18 protein-coding genes are annotated in these 17,257 nt (G+C 62.3%); 11 read left to right on the plus strand and 7 right to left on the minus strand.

The features are described from left to right. The first annotated feature begins 66 nt into the window (after positions 1-66). Genes NKH35_RS12590 through NKH35_RS12610 form a run of 5 tightly spaced genes read left to right on the plus strand, consistent with a single transcriptional unit; the run spans position 67 to position 4,428 of the window. Positions 67-963: a carbohydrate ABC transporter permease gene (locus tag NKH35_RS12590; RefSeq protein WP_023726309.1), complete on the plus strand. Its 897-nt coding sequence runs from the start codon at positions 67-69 to the stop codon at positions 961-963. A gap of 4 nt (positions 964-967) precedes the next feature. Continuing rightward, a complete protein-coding gene (locus NKH35_RS12595) occupies positions 968-1,810 on the plus strand; it encodes a carbohydrate ABC transporter permease (RefSeq protein WP_023686993.1) in 843 nt (280 codons plus the stop codon). A gap of 38 nt (positions 1,811-1,848) precedes the next feature. Beyond that, positions 1,849-2,670: a sugar phosphate isomerase/epimerase family protein gene (locus NKH35_RS12600; protein ID WP_023732216.1), complete on the plus strand. Its 822-nt coding sequence runs from the start codon at positions 1,849-1,851 to the stop codon at positions 2,668-2,670. Positions 2,671-2,674: 4 nt separating this feature from the next. Beyond that, complete coding sequence (locus tag NKH35_RS12605; RefSeq protein WP_031261857.1) at positions 2,675-3,400, plus strand: ribulose-phosphate 3-epimerase; 726 nt, start codon at positions 2,675-2,677, stop codon at positions 3,398-3,400. Beyond that, positions 3,400-4,428, plus strand: coding sequence for an ROK family protein (locus tag NKH35_RS12610; RefSeq protein ID WP_023732218.1), 1,029 nt, complete (start codon positions 3,400-3,402; stop codon positions 4,426-4,428). The genes NKH35_RS12605 and NKH35_RS12610 overlap by 1 nt, the downstream gene beginning before the upstream one ends. Before the next feature lie 77 nt (positions 4,429-4,505). On the opposite strand, the gene frp is transcribed toward NKH35_RS12610, so the two are convergent. The 3 genes from frp to NKH35_RS12625 form a co-directional block, all read right to left on the minus strand. Beyond that, entirely contained in the window at positions 4,506-4,841 is a 336-nt protein-coding gene (gene frp, locus NKH35_RS12615; protein ID WP_023704781.1) for a fluorescence recovery protein, read from the minus strand. 75 nt (positions 4,842-4,916) lie between these two features. After that, the gene (locus NKH35_RS12620) at positions 4,917-5,192 is read right to left on the minus strand and encodes a hypothetical protein (RefSeq protein WP_023732219.1); all 276 of its coding nucleotides are present in this window, start codon (positions 5,190-5,192) and stop codon (positions 4,917-4,919) included. 96 nt (positions 5,193-5,288) lie between these two features. Further along, positions 5,289-6,200, minus strand: a complete 912-nt coding sequence (locus NKH35_RS12625; protein ID WP_023732220.1) for a LysR family transcriptional regulator — start codon at positions 6,198-6,200, stop codon at positions 5,289-5,291. 102 nt (positions 6,201-6,302) lie between these two features. On the opposite strand from NKH35_RS12625, the gene NKH35_RS12630 reads away from it, so the two are divergent. From NKH35_RS12630 to NKH35_RS12640, 3 genes are all read left to right on the plus strand, one after another. Beyond that, positions 6,303-6,941, plus strand: a complete 639-nt coding sequence (locus NKH35_RS12630) for a DsbA family protein (protein WP_023732221.1) — start codon at positions 6,303-6,305, stop codon at positions 6,939-6,941. 52 nt (positions 6,942-6,993) lie between these two features. After that, positions 6,994-7,602, plus strand: coding sequence for an NAD(P)-dependent oxidoreductase (locus NKH35_RS12635; protein WP_023667893.1), 609 nt, complete (start codon positions 6,994-6,996; stop codon positions 7,600-7,602). 164 nt (positions 7,603-7,766) lie between these two features. Further along, positions 7,767-8,498 carry an SDR family oxidoreductase gene (locus NKH35_RS12640; protein ID WP_023732222.1) on the plus strand — a complete coding sequence of 244 codons (732 nt, stop codon included), beginning with the start codon at positions 7,767-7,769 and terminating at the stop codon, positions 8,496-8,498. Here the strand turns inward: NKH35_RS12640 and NKH35_RS12645 are convergent. Further along, complete coding sequence (locus NKH35_RS12645) at positions 8,449-9,381, minus strand: LysR family transcriptional regulator (protein WP_352914746.1); 933 nt, start codon at positions 9,379-9,381, stop codon at positions 8,449-8,451. The genes NKH35_RS12640 and NKH35_RS12645 overlap by 50 nt on opposite strands. A 264-nt stretch (positions 9,382-9,645) precedes the next feature. On the opposite strand from NKH35_RS12645, the gene NKH35_RS12650 reads away from it, so the two are divergent. Next, positions 9,646-10,554, plus strand: coding sequence for a dihydrodipicolinate synthase family protein (locus tag NKH35_RS12650; protein WP_023732224.1), 909 nt, complete (start codon positions 9,646-9,648; stop codon positions 10,552-10,554). A 168-nt stretch (positions 10,555-10,722) separates the two neighbouring features. Here NKH35_RS12650 and NKH35_RS12655 read toward each other — a convergent pair whose 3' ends face one another. The 3 genes from NKH35_RS12655 to NKH35_RS12665 all read right to left on the minus strand — a co-directional run bounded on the left by NKH35_RS12655 (position 10,723) and on the right by NKH35_RS12665 (position 13,489). Further along, complete coding sequence (locus NKH35_RS12655; RefSeq protein ID WP_023709996.1) at positions 10,723-12,324, minus strand: S1 family peptidase; 1,602 nt, start codon at positions 12,322-12,324, stop codon at positions 10,723-10,725. A 398-nt stretch (positions 12,325-12,722) separates the two neighbouring features. Next, complete coding sequence (locus NKH35_RS12660) at positions 12,723-13,253, minus strand: S1 family serine peptidase (RefSeq protein ID WP_352914748.1); 531 nt, start codon at positions 13,251-13,253, stop codon at positions 12,723-12,725. Then, positions 13,253-13,489 (minus strand): toll/interleukin-1 receptor domain-containing protein, encoded by a 237-nt coding sequence (locus tag NKH35_RS12665; RefSeq protein ID WP_023709998.1) that lies wholly within the window; start codon positions 13,487-13,489, stop codon positions 13,253-13,255. Before NKH35_RS12665 ends, NKH35_RS12660 begins: the two co-directional genes overlap by 1 nt. A 381-nt stretch (positions 13,490-13,870) precedes the next feature. On the opposite strand from NKH35_RS12665, the gene NKH35_RS12670 reads away from it, so the two are divergent. Further along, positions 13,871-15,703, plus strand: a complete 1,833-nt coding sequence (locus tag NKH35_RS12670) for an ABC transporter ATP-binding protein (RefSeq protein ID WP_352914752.1) — start codon at positions 13,871-13,873, stop codon at positions 15,701-15,703. Beyond that, positions 15,703-17,257: ABC transporter ATP-binding protein (locus NKH35_RS12675; protein WP_352914755.1), on the plus strand; the 1,555-nt coding region annotated here is incomplete at its 3' end. The genes NKH35_RS12670 and NKH35_RS12675, both read left to right, overlap by 1 nt.

Genomic DNA, 17,257 nt, shown 5'->3' on the forward strand with positions numbered 1-17,257 from the left:
GCAATTTGAGATGGACCTGTTTTTGAAGCGCACCTTCCTCCTGAAGGCACATCCCAGGGGTCGCACATGACCGGGCAGAAGCGCTCCCACCATCGACTGAAACGAGCGGTCGCACCCTATCTCTATCTGTCACCATCGCTCCTCATAATCGGCCTTCTGATGCTGCTGCCGATGGTGACGGTGATTGGCTATTCGTTCCAGAACAGCGCGGTGCTGCGTCGCGACCCGTCCTTTGCCGGACTGAAACACTACCAGGCGATCTTTGCCGATCCGGTGTTCTGGGCCTCGCTGTGGCACACGCTCTACTTCACCTGCATGAGTGTCGTCTTCCATATGACCATCGGCATGCTCTTCGCACTCATGCTGAACAGCGACCGCATCAATCCGACGCTGCGCAACATTCTGCGCGTGCTGTACATACTGCCCTGGCTGTTCACCGCGGTAATTATCGCGGTGATCTGGCGCCTTCTGCTTGAGCCGAATGGTGTCGTGAACAGTGTTCTCATGCAGATGGGCATCATCGGTTCCAAGGTCGAGTGGTTTTCCTCGCCCGCGACCGCGCTGCACGCCGTCACCTTCGCCAATATCTGGGCGGGCTACCCGCTTTTCATGGTCAGCCTGCTCGCAGGCTTGCAGGGCATTCCCGAGGATTTCTACGAGGCCGCCGATATCGACGGCGCGAAGGCCTACCAGAAGTTGATCTTCATCACCATTCCGCAGCTGATGCCGATCATCATCAGCATCTCGCTGCTCGACTTCATCTGGACCATGCAGGTCTTTCCATTGATCTGGATAACGACGGGTGGCGGTCCGATCTACTCGACCGAGGTCCTCAGCACCTACACGTACAAGCTGGCGTTTTCGAGCTACAACCTGTCGCAGGCCTCGGCGAGCGCCGTGGTCATCCTGCTGATCTCTCTCGGCCTGACGCTGTTCTACATCCGCTATCAAAAGGCTCGGTAGTCACATGAGGAAAATGCACACGCCGAAAGACAGGCTGATCACCGCCGCGCTCCATGTCGCGCTTGCCGCAGGGCTCTTTTTCGCGGCCTTCCCGATCTACTGGATGCTGAGCAGCTCGTTCAAGTCGAACACCGAAATCTTTGCCCTGCCACCAACCGTCCTGCCGAAGGCCTTCACGCTGGAAGCGTATGCGGCCATCCTGGGCGACCCGGTAAAGCTGCGCTTCTTCTTCAACAGCTACTTCGTGGCCGGAGCGGTGACCGTGCTGACGGTGCTGATCGCCTTGCTGGCGGCCTATGGGTTCAGCCGTTTCAATTTCCGCGGCAAGGGCAGCCTCAACACTCTCATCATCAGCACGCAGACGATCCCGCCGATCACGCTTTTGATCCCCTTCTTCGGGCTTGTCGTCTCGTATGGCATCTTCGACACCTATGTCGCGCTGATCCTGACCTATCTGGTGTTTACGCTGCCCTATGCGATCCTGCTGATGACGGGATATCTGAACACCTTGCCCCGCGACCTCGATGAAGCGGTGGCTGTCGACGGCGGCACCAGTTGGACCGCACTGTGGAGGGTGATCGTCCCGATTTCACTGCCTGGTATCGTGGCGACGTCGGTCTACACCTTCCTGTTGTGCTGGAACGAATTTCTCTTTGCGCTGACACTGACGAAGTCGACGTCCATGCGCACCGTCCCGATCGGCATCCAGTTGTTGATGGGGCAACACGCATTCGAATGGAACCAGATGATGGCGATGAGCGTGCTCGGCTCGCTGCCGCTCCTGGTCATCTACCTGGTTGCCCAGAGGTTCTTCCTCGCCGGCATGACCGCAGGGTCGGTCAAGTAGGATGTCCCTCCAACGGAGGTGGATCAAGGAATGAAAGGATGACCGTGAAAGACCTGAAAGTCGGCTGCCAGACCTTTACCTGGGAAATGCTCGGCGACCGTTTTGCCGGCGGCCCGGACGATCTGCTCAAGGCGATCGCCGATGGCGGCTATGCCGGCATCGAGATCACCGACACGATGATCGGCCGCTATGCCGGCAAGCCGGCGGAGTTCGCGGCCGCGCTGAAATCATCCGGACTGACGCTCGTCTCCTTCGCCTTCGGCTCGAAGAGCGGTTTCACGCTCAGGGATGAGATCGGCGCCGACCTCGAGACCGCCAAACGCTGGATCGACTTCGCCGCCGCCTTTCCCGGCGCGCTGGTGTCGATGGGCTCGGCCACGATCGTTTCCGACGGGCCGCGCGACGGCAAGTTTGCCATCGCCGCCGAGGTCTACAACAAAGCCGGCGAGCTCGGGCGCGAGGCTGGCGTCCAGGTCGCGGTGCATCCAAGCTCGCATCACAACACGCTGCTGTTCGACCGCGCCGACTACGACCGCATCTTCGGGCTGCTCGACGCCTCGCTGGTGGGCTGGGTGCCCGACACCGGCCACATCTTGCGCGGTGGCCAGGACATGGCGGATACGCTCACCACTTATCGCGACCGCATCCGCTATTTGCATCTGAAGGATGTCGACGCGAATGGAACCTGGGCGATGCTCGGCAAGGGCGTCTGTGACACGGCGAAGGTGATCGAGATCGCTGGTGCTGCACCCAATTTCAACGGCTGGCTGGTGCTGGAGGAAGAATCCGAAACGGCTGCCGCCGACCCTGCCGGCGCCGTCAAAACCAACCGCCAGACAATGCGCGGCTACGGAGCCTGAGACGATGACGACGAACAAGCCCCTGTCCGGCCCCGCCGCAATTGCCGCTCTGCCGCGCAACCGGCTTATCGGCGAGTTTTCGCTGTGGTCGGCCGACCTCGCCAATATGGAGCGCGATTTGAAGCGCATCGAGACCCATGCCGATGTCCATCATATCGACGTCGCCGATGCCCGCTTCACCCCTGGCTTCCTGTTCTTCCCGGATCTGGTGACGCACATCGCCAAGCTCACCGCAAAGCCTATCCATGTCCATTTGATGGTCGAAGCCGAGATCGTCGAGGAACAGACGCGCCAGTTCATCGAGGCCGGCGCCGACCTGATCAGTGTGCACGCCGAAAACGGCGAGACCGGTCTGCGTGCCGTGAAACTGGCGCGTGAACTCGGGGCCGAGGCCGGCGTGGTGCTGCGGCTGGAAACACCGGTCGCGGCCGTCACGCCGTTCCTGCCGGAAGTGGCGTTCGTGACGCTGCTCGGCACTTCCATCGGCGTCAAGGGCCAGAGCCTGTCCGATCAAGCGTGTCCGCGCCTGATCGAGGCGCGCGCGCTGATGCGCAAAGCCGGCCGCGAGGCCGACATCGTGCTCGCCGCCGATGGCGGCATCCGCCACGAGACCGTGCCGCTGCTGCGCGCCGCAGGTGCGGAAACCGTGGTGCTGGGCTCGCTGGCCTTCGGCGATCCCGACCTTGCCCGGCGCATGGCCTGGCTGCACGGGCTGGAGGTCGCCGCCTGATGACCAAGCTTGCGCTGGCCTTCGATCTCGGCGGCACGGCGCTGCGCGGTGCGCTGGTCGAAAGCGATGGCCGCATCGTCGCTCATGCTTCAGCGCCGACGCTTGCCGGTGCGGGATCCGAGGCGGTGATCGGCCAGATCGTCGCTCTGGCAGGCACGCTGCTTAGGGAACACCCGCAGGCAAACGTCGCCGGCATCGGCGTCGGCGCGCCGGGACCGCTCGACCCCAAGGCGGGCATCGTGATCGCGCCGCCGACGCTGGCCGGCTGGCACGACGTGCCGCTGATCGACATTCTGGGGCAGCATTTCGGCCTGCCGGTGCGGCTGGAAAACGACGCCAATGCGGCGGCGCTCGGCGAATGGCGTTTTGGCGCCGGACGCGGCAGCGGATCGCTCGTGTTCGTGACCGTATCGACCGGCATTGGCGGCGGCGTCGTCGCCGATGGCCACATCTATCACGGCAGGCGCGGACTGGCGGCTGAGATCGGCCACATGACCATCACCGGCGAAGGCGACCGCTGCTTCTGCGGCGCCATCGGCTGCTTCGAGGCTGTCGCATCGGGAACCGCGCTTGGCCGCCGCGCGACGCGATTGACCGCGCCCGGCGACGGCTCGCTCTTACGACGGCTGTCAAATGACGGTGACGTCTCGGCCAGGCATGTCGTAGAGGCTGCCAAGGCCGGCGACGCCAACGCTCTCGACCTGATCGAGGCGGAAGCAAAATGGCTGGGCATCGGCTTCACCAATCTCTTGCATCTCTATTCGCCCGATCTGATTGTCATGGGTGGCGGCCTTTCCAACGGGTTCGACCTTCTGGCACCGTCGATCAGAGCGGTCATCCAGCAGCGAGCGATGCCGGCATATCGCGACGTGCCGGTCGTGCAGGCTGAACTCGGCGACCGCGCCGGGCTGATCGGCGCCGCGAGCCTGATCCTGTGGGAAGGCGAACCGGGTGCGCCGCTGGCGATGGCGCAGGACGACAAGGACAGAGGCGCGACCGCCGATGCCACGGAGGCACGCCATGGCTGAACTCGAGCTGCGCGGCGCGCGCGAAGATGGTGAATGGTCCAGTTTGAATGCAGCGCCAAGGTCCCCGAAGAGGACCCCTACCCTTCGCGATTCCAGCTGGCGTATTTTCGGATCGTTTGCCGCTTGTCTTCCGACAAGCCAACAAGGAGATTCTCCTCGAGATAGCCTTGCCGGATGAGATTGGCGAAGACCTGTATTAGCTGTGAATAGCGATAGTCGAACATCTGGTCGATCTTCCGTCGCTGCTGCCGCAGAAAGTCTTCGACATCCCATATTTCGGAAGGCGTTGCCGCAACGTGGGCCCTGCTCTTGAGTTCAGCCAACGTCTTGTCGAGAGCCACCTTCAGCGCTGCGTCATAGGCAGTGCGGGCGACTTTCTTTTCGGACGGAGACCATTTCTCACCAGCGGTCATCGACTGTCTCTATCATGTTCGCGGCGGCCGTCATCCGGTAACCCTGGGACGCAGGACCCCGCCTTTGGGACCAATCTATTTTCCGCAATGGTGATCGTTGACCTTGTTCAGCGCATTCGCGTCCGGCCCGACCCGGTCGTAAGAGCACGGGCCGGCCGCCGTGGTGATCAGCATTTTGTCATAGTAGCGCGGGCCGCCGAACAGGGCGTAGATGAGGTCGCGATGGGCGGGGACGTAGCGTTCGGGTTCTGGCTGACGATGGCGATGCTTGTCCTTGGCGACACCCGCTGTGGACAGGCTGCAGCCGACAGCGAGAGCGAGCATGCAGGTCGCAAAGATCTTGGTGGTCATCGGCAGTACCCCTTCTGACGGTTCGGAATCGCAGCATATCCAAAAGCGCCTGCCGAACAAAGGTTCCCTCGCCGCCATTGCCGGCTGGTGCCGAAATCAGCCCGCACTGCGCGCGCGCCGCCGTTCGGCTGCAACCAGGAGGTCGACGAAAGCGCGCACCTTGGCCGGCCTGAAGCGCGCCGGCGGGAAGACGGCATGGATGCCACCGGACGGCAAGGTCCAGTCCGCGAACACCCGCACCAGCCGGCCGCGCGCAATGTCGTCGGCGACACTGTAATCCGGAAAGATGCCGAGGCCGATGCCGGCCAGCACGCAGGACAGAACGCCCGGTGTCTTGTCGCAACTGACGACAGGGTTGAGTTCGGCCAGCACCGTTTCCGTGCCCCTCGAGAACAGCCATTGGCCCACCCCGCGCAACTGGGCGTTGCCGACCCAGGGCAGCGACTTCGCCTGCCTGGGCTCGGCATTCCCAGGCAGCATCTCGGCCAGTTCCGGGCTGGCGACAACGAATTGCTGCAGGCTGCCCAGCCGCCGTGCCAGATTGCTGGAATCGGCCAGCCAGCCGACGCGGATGCCGAGATCGATCTGCTCGTCGACCAGGCTGCTGACCGCATCGTCGAAGATCGTCTCGACCCGCATTTTCGGGTATTTTCTGATGTAGGCGGCGATGGTCGGCGCCACGACCTTCTCGCCATAATCGAGCGGCGCCGTCAGCCGCAGCGTCCCCGTCGGCTGCGCCGCTCGCTGCGAAATGTCGCCATAGGCTGCCTCCGCCTCGCGCAGGATGATCGCGGTCCGGTCATAGAACAGACGACCCTCTTCGGTCGCCGTCACGCGCCGGGTCGTGCGCCGCAACAGCGTAGCGCCAAGCTCTTCTTCGAGCTTGCCGACCTGATGGCTGACCACAGCCTTGGCAACATCGAGACGGTCGGCAGCGGCCGTGAACGAGCCGGTCTCCACCACGGTGGCGAAGTAGACGAGCCGGTTGAGATTGAGGAGTTCGGTCACAGGCCGCTCATTGTCTGATTTTATCAGACAGTTTGTATGATTGATCGCTATTTTTCGCAAGCGGTCCAGCTGTCATCTATCGGGCAACAGAATGAGGCCGCCATGACCAATGCAACCCTAACCTATCTTTTCGACCCGCTCTGCGGTTGGTGCTATGGCGCCACGCCGATGCTGGATCGACTGGCCGCCGGCGGGACCGCACTCCAACTGCTGCCGGTGGGGCTTTTCTCCGGTGCCGGCGCGCGGCCGCTGGATGCAGGTTTTGCCGCCCACGCCTGGGACAATGACCAGCGCATCGCGCGGCTGAGCGGACAGCGCTTCAGCCAGACCTATCTCGACAATGTGCTCAATGTCAGCGGCACCTTGCTCGATTCTTCCGCTGCCACCATGGGCATCAGCGCCGCCGGACTGGACGACTGGCGCCAGCGACTTGCGGCACTGAAGGCGATCCAGCATGCCCGCTATGTCGACGGCCGCGATATTGTGACGGTTGACGGCGTCGCCGCGGTACTGGCCGACGCCGGCATGAGCGACGCGGCAAAGCTTTTGAAAGCGCCGACGCAGGTGTTTCTGGCGAAGCATGACGACCTGGTCAGCCGCGGGCGGACATTGTTCCAGCGGCTGCATGCCAATGGCGTTCCCGCGCTGGCGGTGATCGGCCAAACGGCGCCGCGCCTGATCGGCGCCAACGCGCTGTTCGGCAGCTACGACAATCTCGTCGCTCACATCGAGGCGGCGTAGTCCCAGAAATTCTCCCCAGATGAAATTCTCCCCAGACGAAAGGAAAATCCCCATGAAAATCGCACTTATCGGCGCGTCCGGCCAGGTCGGCTCCCGCCTGCTTAAGGAACTCTCCGATCGCGGGCACAGCATCACCGCCATTGCCCGGCATCCAGACAAGATCGCGGCACTTCCGGGCGTGACTGCCAAGAAGGGCGACGTCTTCGACAAGGATGGCCTTGCCGCCCTGATCAAGGGTCATGACGCGGTGATCTCCTCGGTTCATTTCCTCGACAGCGATCCCGATACGCTTATCGCAGCCGTGCGTGCTTCCGGCGTCAAACGCTACCTCGTCGTCGGCGGCGCCGGCAGCCTTGAGGTTGCGCCCGGCAAGCGCCTGGTCGACACGCCGACCTTCCCTGATATCTACAAGGCCGAGGCGCAGAAGGGCGCCGACTTCCTCGACACGCTGCGGACGGTCGACGATCTCGACTGGACCTTGCTGTCGCCCTCGGCGCTGTTCGTCGCCGGGGAGCGGACCGGCAAATACCGCATCGGCAAGGACACGCTGCTGACGTCAGACAAAGGCAGCAGCATTTCCTTCGAGGACTATGCCATCGTCATGGCGGACGAGATCGAAAAGCCGGCGCATATCAAGCAGCGCTTCACGGTCGGCTACTGAGTGCACTTCATTGACAGGCGGGCCACTCGACGGAGCGGCCCGCGTCGGTTCCTATCGACGATAGTGCCATCGGAGCCTCCGATGGCACTATCGCTTTCTTCCGTTTCCACTCCTGCCGCCGGTCTGCGACGCTCGCCGGAGCGGTTCAGGACAGGAACGGAAACATGGCAGACATCGCAAAATCGAAAATCGCTATCATTGGCGGCAGCTCCGGAATGGGGCTGGCGTTGGCAAGGCGGTGCCTGGACTCAGGCGCCGAAGTCATCATCGTCAGCCGCAGTGAAGCCAGGCTCAAGCGTGCCGGCGAGGCGCTGCAGAACCCTTCCGCTTTGAGCGCCGTCGCGGCCGATATCGCCAAGGAGGATCAGGTCGCTGACCTGTTCAAGCGAATTGGCCGGCTCGACCATATCGTCAGCACCGCCGCCGATATCGAAGGCGCCTATGAGTTATTGCCTGCGATCGACCTGAAGGCGGCGCAGAGAGTCGTCGAAAGCAAATTCTACGGGCCGCTGCTGCTCGCCAAGCATGGCGCGCCGCAGCTTTCGGCCAACGGCTCCATCACCTTCACCTCAGGCATTGCCGCTTACCGGCCGGCGGCGCGCGGCTCGGTCGTTGCCGCCGTCAACGCTGCGCTGGAAGGGTTGGTGCGGGCGCTGGCGGTCGAGCTGGCGCCGGTCCGCGTCAACGCCGTCTCGCCGGGCTGGGTCGACACGCCGATCTGGAGTTTTGTGGCCGGCGACAAGAAGGACGAGACGCTCGATGCAATGGCCAGGCGCCTGCCGGTCGGCCGCGTCGGACAGCCGGACGACATTGCCGATGCCATCGCCTTTCTGATGGGCAACGGTTTTACGACAGGGACGGTTCTGCATGTCGAGGGCGGTCACCGGCTGATCTGAGCGCAGCGAAATTCCTGGCCGCGGCCGCCAGCAGCAGTTTCCGCGCGGGCGGCTTAACCCGCCGGCGGCGCCAGATCATCACCAGCGACGCCGTGCGGGCCGACCCCGGCCACGGCAATTCGACGATCTCGCCGCGATCGAGCGCGTCGGCAACGGCCAGCCGCGGCACCAGGCCCATGCCGACACCAGTCGCCACCAGGCCCGCAATGGCGCCGATGCTGCCGACTTCGGCGGCAAGTTCTGGCGCTGCCATCTCGGCAAAGGCAGTGTCGAACAGATGCCGGTAGACGCATCCGGTTTCCGTCACCACGAAACGCGTCGCGGCGAGCGCGGCCAGGTCGCTCTGCCCCGATGCGGGCGCATGTTCGGGTGAGGCGACAAGGACCAGCGGCTCGGCCGATATCGTGCGCCGGGCCAGACGTTCGTCCAGACGGCCTTTGTCGAAACAGAAGGCGACGTCGATCTCGCCTTCTTCGAGCTGCCGCAGCAGGGCATCGCTGCCGGCGATTTTGAGCCGCAGACCGATCTCCGGGTGGTCGCCTCGAAAGGCCGCCAGCCATTGCGGAAGTTTGACAGTGGCAATCGTCTCCAGCGCGCCGACCGTAACCGTTCCGGCGGTCATTCCCGTCGTTGCCTCGACGGCAATACGCGCCTCCTCCGCCAGTTGCAGAATCTCTTCCGCATAGGGTTTCAGCGCGTCGCCGGCCGTCGTCAGGTCGAGGCCGTGGCGCGAGCGGATGAAGAGGACGACGCCAAGTTCGCTTTCCAGCGACTGGATCTGGTCGCTGACGCTCGACTGCGCCAGATGAACCTCCCGCGCTGCACGGGTGATATTACGGTGCCGCGCCACGGCGAGGAAGGTCTTGAGCAATCGTGGGTGCATGCCGTTTCCGGATCTGTCTCTGTTCGACATTTCGGGCTTGGCTGGTCCACTTGCAACCCTGGTCCATTTGCAACCCCGGTCCATTTGCAACCCATTGACGCCGGCGTCATCTGGTTGCGGCAGACCGAAGGGCCAGAATTTCGCGGCAATGACCCGCAAGTTTTCCCACGGCCGGCGCGGTGGCCCAAGAGATCGCCTCTGGCAGATCGCATCGTACGTATGCTCTATGCCAAGCTGATTTCCAGCACCGATGGAAGGACCGACATGACCCGCCCGCAAGGAACCATCGCCCCGATCCTCACACCGTTCGAAAATGACGGCCGGATTGCTCGTGACTTGTGGATCTCACACGCCAAATGGGTGCTGGGCCAGGGCGCGCATTTCCTGTCGCCGTTCGGCACCACGGGCGAGGCACTGTCGCTCTCGCTCAATGAGCGCATGCAGGCGCTGGAATGGCTGATCGAGGCCGGCATTTCGCCGGCGCGCATGATGCCCGGCACCGGCGTCACCGCACTCCCCGAAACCGTCGAACTGTCGAAGCACGCGGTCGGCCTCGGCTGCGCCGCCGTGATGGTGCTGCCATCGTTCTTCTACACGGCCGCCGGGGACGATGGCCAGGCGCGCTACTACAGCGAGCTGATCGAAAGGGTGGCCAACCCGGCGCTGAAGATGATCCTCTACCACATCCCGCAGAACTCCGGCGTGCCGGTAAGCCCTGCCCTGACCGCCCGGTTGAGCGCGGCGTTTCCAGAGACGGTCGTCGCCTACAAGGATAGCGCCGGCGACTGGAACAACACGGCGGCGGTGATTGCCGCCGCACCCGACGTCGCGGTGTTCCCCAGCTCGGAGGCGCAACTGACCAAGGGGCTCGCCAGTGGTGGTGCGGGCTGTATCTCCGCGACCGTCAATCTCAACGCTGCGGCCATCCGCGACCTCTACGACGCGACGATCGCTGGCCAAGACGTCACGGAAGCGGACGCCGCGATCAGGGCGTTCCGCAAGGTGATCCAGGATGCAGGCCTGATCCCGGCAATGAAGGCCGTGCTGGCGGTGCGCTCCGGCGACAAACGCTGGCTGAACCTGCGCGCCCCGCACCAGAATGCAACGCTGGAAAGCGGCAAGGCGCTGCTCACGGCGCTCGGTCCCGCAGCCGATAATATTGGCCGCAACTGAGGCTCAGCACAGCGTCGAACCGCCACCGAGCGCCATGACAGCCAACGTCCGTCCCGATTTCGTGAAGTAACGTGCCGAGTGAAGCCCGGATTGTCTCCTCACAATGGAGCCGCTTTGTTCTACACAAACCGAGGCAGGATTCGCGCAACGGCATGACAACCGGATCGCTTATCCCAGGCCAGCTTTGAAAGCCCGGCAGATCGATCCCATGGAGATGCCTTCATTGGCAGAATAAACCCCCGCCTTGCCGTCTAGCGGCGATGCGTTCTCGACATATTTGTGATGGATGCCCACGACTTTCCAATTGCGATTGAACACCGGGCTGCCTGAGCTGCCATTGTCGGTCGGCGATCGATAGTGCATGCGCTGCGGCTTTGCTTCCGCCAGAGGCTCGAACGCCACAAGCCGGCCGTCGAGGAACGAAAAAGAAATTTCCTGCCCCATCGGATGTCCAATAACGACCGCGGTTGGATCGGGCGGCATCACCAACGGCAAATCCACCACTTCCAAAGGATCGATGTCGGATACGTCTTTGTTGAGCTTCAACACGCTGCAATCGTGAGTTCCTACGGAAAGACACTTCACAATCTTCGCCACCGTGTAAACCTTGTTGCCGGGCTGAAGCTGGAACGTGACCTGAACATCTCCCGGCAATGCGGCCCCGCTCTGCGATGGATCGCTGACCACGTGAGCGTTGGTTATCACGACCTGCCCGATTGCGGGGTCGAGCCCAATGTCGGCCGCGGAGACGAGGAAGCCCGTGCCAAGGGGGGCAAAGCCGGAGCGAATCATCGCGATCGATTCAGCCGACTTCATCGCAAATCGTAGCGCCACGAGTGAGACCGGGGGCGTTGTGCCGATCAGGGCCTGAAGCTGGTCGGCATTGCCTTTCGTCAAATGGAAGCCTCCCCCCATCTCCACGAGAGCGTCCAGAACGAGGCCTCCGATTATGGCGCCTTCCTCGATCTCGCCAATGCGCCATATTTGCGAAAGCTGCCGATGCGCGCTGGCAAGGGTAAAATTGTCGGTGCGCTCGGACCCGATCGCCTTTTGATACCAATCACGCGCCCCTGCATAGTCCTGAAGCGCTACGCACATCTCGCCTGCCGCTGTGGGGATCCACGGGTCATCGTTGCCGTCGCCGCGATAGTCAGCTGCCATGCGTTTCAGAATATCTTTGGCAAGCTCGGTCTTCGAGCCGAAATCATGGCGCAGCTCGTGGCTTTCAGCGAGGTGTGCCACGGCAACGATCTGCGTCCCGTGCCATGCCAGCATTCCGACATCGTCGGGATTGGTTTCCAATCCTTTCGAGTAGCACTCGTAGGAGCTCTTTAATGCTCTCTTTGCTACATCGAGGCGCTTTTGTCCTATCGCCTCATAGGCAATGTCCTTCCATGCCCTCCCGCGTATGCCATGAATCTCCGACGCTTCCTTGGCGAACTCCTCGGCCGAGGCCTCCAAAGCAAGATTTCCCAGAATGCCGATTGCGGCCACCTGATTGCCGCGGTCGACCAGGGCTTGCGCATAGATGGTCCAGATACGCGGCGTGCAGTAACCGGCCTTGATGAAGGTCTCACCCAGCATCTGTATCTGGTCGTACCTGCGGTTGCGCCGAAGTTCTTTCATCAGCGCCGCGCCAAGCGCCCCCGCGCTGTCCGAAGGCTCCGGCAGGGCCATCCCCAGCCGCTCGCAGAGTTCTCGCAGTTCCCTCAGATCATACCTGCGATTGGCCGAAATTGCCTGTTCGATGAGTTCCTTGTAGTCGTCCATTGTCTTGTTCCCCGTCCCTACGGCTCTCTTGCCTGTGTCATTCGGTCCGCCGCCGGCCCGTCAGCCGCAATGAAATCATAGGGGCTGCGAGATATCCCTCGATCTGAAGCAGCGCAGTACGTCTCCTGCCGGCACTGCGCTTGCTCGCAGCTGGTTCGCGGCAACACGGCTTCCGGAGAAATCGTCCCGGGTTAAGTGAGGGGTATGTCATGGACCATATCCTTGCCTCCATTCTGGTGGGTAGTCGCTACATACGGGAGATCCACTTGCGCCAGGGCCCGAAGCATAGGTGTACCAAAGTCGGCTACCTATAGTGATGAAAGTCGACTTCCAATTTTCTTTCTATCGCAGTACTTTTAAGCGGCTGCATAATGGAAAGCTGGAATCCGATGGAAGGCTCAACACCCACAATATCCGACCATGGCCAGAGACGTTTTTGACGAATTTCCATCAGTGTCCATTGCCGACGCGAATGAAACTGAAGCTTCTCTGTCTGGCGTTACATCATCTATGGCTACGGCTCCAAACATCAAGCCATGCTCTATAGGTAAAATTGATATATCTAGATCACTTGCCGGAGACTGAAAAACTATACTTCCGATTTTTACATCGTTACCTTCATCTACGCTTGGAAAGTATACATCAACTAATTCAACCCCCTTAACAACGTGAGCGCACGTTACAATAACAATCCCCGAACCATAGCCCTCAATGACATCGGAGCCTTTCATTATAAAACCCGTTCCAACCTCCCGAACACCTCCGTTGGCACGCCGGATTACTACCGACCGAGATCGGTCGGAGGCAATTTTATACCAATTCTCATTGGCCTGCCAAAAATCCTTCAGCTTGGGCGGCAGCGAGGCGATCGACACCTTGTCATCGATAATGACGCCGAACATCGGCTTGTCGAGCTTGTGGGCGAGCATCAACTCCTTCTCGCACCATTCAGATCCAACCATGCCGCGCTGACCAGGAACAGCACCGCCTGGCAGCGATTGGCCGCCTCGTGCAGTGCGCGCTCCCAGAGCTGGCCGGCGACAATGCCGCGCTCCGGGTCCAGATCGAGGAAATAGTCGTCCCAGCCATTGGAAATCAGCCAGTCGCGTATGGCACGCGCCTCGGCATTGTTGCGGCTCGAATGGCTGATGAAAATGCGTGACACGTTATCGCCCCCCAGCGACAATAAATACTGACACACATCGTCATGCGGGGAAAGTATACGAAGAAGAAATAGCGAAGAGATCGGGGAAAATTGAAGGACTGCTATCAACCACCTGAGAGTCGCGAGTAGAGCATGGAGCAGCCAAACGTGCGATCAGCCTGGTGAAGGCATGACTACCCCACAGGCAAATCCAGCTGGGCCGATGCCGAGTATTCACTTTCATTTCAGGCACAGTGCGATACCGCCATTGGCCCTTGAACGGTCAAAATCGAGGCGTACCATCGCGGTATCTGAAACTGAGTCTGTTTTCATTCGTCTGGGCTAATGTCCGGATCGGATTGGGTATTTTCCTTGGCAATGGATGCAACCCGCGGCGCAGCGATGCGCGGCAAATCGTTTGCCCATGTGGCGGAGGCGTCCTGGGGCAAGGGCCTCAGCACGCTGCTGCGCATCGTGCGCATGACGCTGCGCCATCCCTGGCAAGTTGCGATCACCATCGCCTCGACCTTCATTGCCGCGACGCTGCAGCTGTTCATCCCGCGCCTGCTCGGCCACGCCATCGACCAGGCGCAAGGCGTGATGGCTGGAGGCGGCGGCGCGGCGGCTGAGCAGGCGCTGTGGACGACGGCGATCACCTTGCTCGTCGTCAGCATTCTGCGCGGCCTCTTCACCATGGCGCAGAATTATTATGGCGAGGCCGTTGGCCACCGCACCGGCTATGAGCTGCGCCTGGCCTTCTACGAGAAGATCCAGCGGCTGAGCTTCTCCTTCCATGACCGGGTGCATACCGGCGACCTGATTACGCTTGGCCTGCTCGACCTCGACGGCGTGCGCATGTTCTTTTCCACCGGCATATTGCGCGTGGTGCTGCTCGGCGTGCTGATCGGCGTCGGCTCCTATCTCCTGATCAGCACCGATCTCGAGCTCGGGCTGCTCAGTCTCAGTTTCGTGCCGTTCGTCGCCTGGCGCTCCTCGGTCACACAGCTCAGGCTGCGCAGCACCTGGCTGACGCTGCAGGAGCGGCTGTCGGTGCTGAGCCGGGTGATGGACGAGAACCTCGGCGGCATCCGCGTCGTGCGCGCCTTTGCGGCGCAGCGGCATGAGCTGGAAAAATTCGACCGCGCCAAGAAGTCGGCGCTGGAGCTTGCCGACCAGCGCGTCGACATCCGCGTCTCTAACACCAGCGCCATGAATTTTTCCTTCCTGGCGGCCATGGGCCTGGTGCTGTGGTTCGGTGGCCAGAAGGTGATGGCGGGCCAGATCAGCGTCGGCACGCTGGCGCAGTTCCTCACCTTCATGACCATCCTGCAAATGCCGGTGCGCCAGCTCGGGCTGATGGTCAACTCGTTCGCCCGCGCCTCGACCTGCGGCACAAGGCTGTTCGAACTGCTTGACACCGAACTCGACATTCAGGATGCGCCCGATGCCAAGGATCTCGTGGTGACCGAAGGCATGCTGCGCTTCGACAATGTCGGCTTCCGCTACGCGGGCGCCGGCGGCCGGCCGGCACTGTCGGGCATTTCCTTCGAGGCCCGGTCCGGCGAGACGGTCGGCATTGTCGGCCCGCCGGGCAGCGGCAAGTCGACCATCGCGCATCTGATCCCGCGCTTCTACGATGTGAGGTCAGGCGCGATCACCATCGACGGGCAGGATATACGCGAGGTCACGCTGCAATCGTTGCGCAAGGCGGTCGGCGTCGTGCAGCAGGACGCCTTCCTGTTCACCACCTCGATCGAAAACAACATCGCCTATGGCAATCCGTGGGCGCGCGAGACCCGCATCGGGCAGGCGGCTGAATACGCCCAGCTGCACAATTACATCATCGGGCTTCCGGCCGGCTACACCACGGTCGTGGGCGAGCGCGGGTCATCGCTTTCCGGCGGCCAGCGGCAGCGCCTGACCATCGCCCGCACCCTGATGCTGCGGCCTTCGGTGCTGGTCTTCGACGATTCCACCGCGGCTGTCGACGCCGGCACCGAGCAGCGAATCCGCACCGCGATGAAGCGTTTCGCCAAGGACCGCGTGACGCTGATCATCTCGCACCGGCTGAGTTCGCTGATGCATGCCGACCAGATCCTGTTCATCGAGAATGGCCGCATCGCCGAGCGCGGCACGCACCAGGAATTGCTGGCGCTGGGTGGTCGCTACCGCGCGCTTTACGACCTGCAGCTGCGGCCGGACGACGATTTGCCGGTGGCGGTGGGAGCCGCATAATGTCGACACCGGGTCACGACGAAAAAGAAGACACCAGCCGGCGGCCCACCAGGGCCGTCGTCGGTTCGCACCGCGACGAGGAAGAGGTCTTCGGCAAGGTCTACGATCCGCGCATCGTGCGCCGCATCTGGAGCTTCGTGAGACCGTATCAGGGCCGGATCTTCATCTCGGTGGCCGCCGTTTTGGTGTTCACTCTGACGCAATTGGCGATCCCGCTGGTCATCCGTTACGCCATCGACCACGGCATGGCGGCGGGCAAGGCCGACAGCTCCGTCATGAACTGGGCGATCGGTGCCTTCGCCCTGATCATCCTGATCAACTATGCCGCCAGCTATGTCCAGGAAAGCGTCGTCGGCAAGGTGGCCGAGAATGTGCTGTCGGATTTGCGCCGCGCCATGTTCAGCCATCTGCAGCGCGTCTCGCTGAGCTTCATGGACAAGACCGAGGTGGGCCGGCTGATGTCGCGCCTGCAGGGCGACGTCAATTCGATGCAGGAATTCCTCGAGACGTCGGTCATGTCGGTGGGCGACATCGTGCTTCTTTTCGGCATTGTCAGCGTGCTTTTGTGGCTCGATTTTCGTCTCGGCCTGTTGACGCTGTCGACCATGCCGGCGCTGTTCATCGTGCGCCTGTTCTGGCTGCCGCGCGCCAAGGTCGCCTTCATGGCCGCGCACGAGACCAACTCGATTGCCAATGGGGCGCTGGCGGAAGGCATCCATGGCGTGCGCACGGTGCAGAGTCTCGAACGCCAGCACGTCAATTTCGACCTCTATGACGAGAAGGTGCTGGCCAATCTCAGGGCTCACCTGACCTCGGCCAAATATGCGCAGGTGATGGTGCCGATCGTTGACACGCTGACCGGCATTGCGATGGCAACCGTGATCGTCGTTGGCGGTTCGATGGTGCTGTCGCACAGCCTCGACATCGGCGTCATGGTGGCGTTCCTGTTCTACATCCAGCGCTTCTTCGACCCAATCCGCTCGCTCACCATGCAGTACAGTGTCATGCAGCGCGCAATGGCGTCGGGCCAACGCATCTCCGAAGTGCTGGACGTGCCGGTCGACGTCAGCGACCGACAAGGCGCGGTGGCGCTGACGCGCGACATGGACGGTTCGGTCGAGTTCAGGAACGTCACTTTCGGCTACCGGCAGAACCAGCCGGTGCTGAAAAACATCTCCTTCCGCGTCAATCCGGGCGAGACGGTTGCGCTTGTCGGTCCGACCGGTTCGGGCAAGTCGAGCTGCATGGCGCTGGTGCACCGCTTCTATGATGTCTGGTCGGGCGAGGTGCGGGTCGGCGGCCACGATGTCCGTGACGTCACGCAGGATTCGCTCGGCGACCAGGTGGCGATGGTGCTGCAGGAGCCGTTCCTGTTTTCAGGCACGGTGCTGGAAAATATCCGCTACCACAAGACCGAGGCCACCCGCGAAGAAGTGGTGGGGGCCGCGCCCGCCCGCCGGGCGGCCCCCCTCAGAGCGCCATTTGGACGTGGGGGACGCCCCCCCCGCCCGCCCCCACGCGGGCCGCACACGCCCCCCCCCCGCCCCCAGCTCC

Source organism: Mesorhizobium sp. M1143 (assembly GCF_040318435.1).
In the GTDB taxonomy this organism is placed as follows: Bacteria; Pseudomonadota; Alphaproteobacteria; order Rhizobiales; family Rhizobiaceae; genus Mesorhizobium.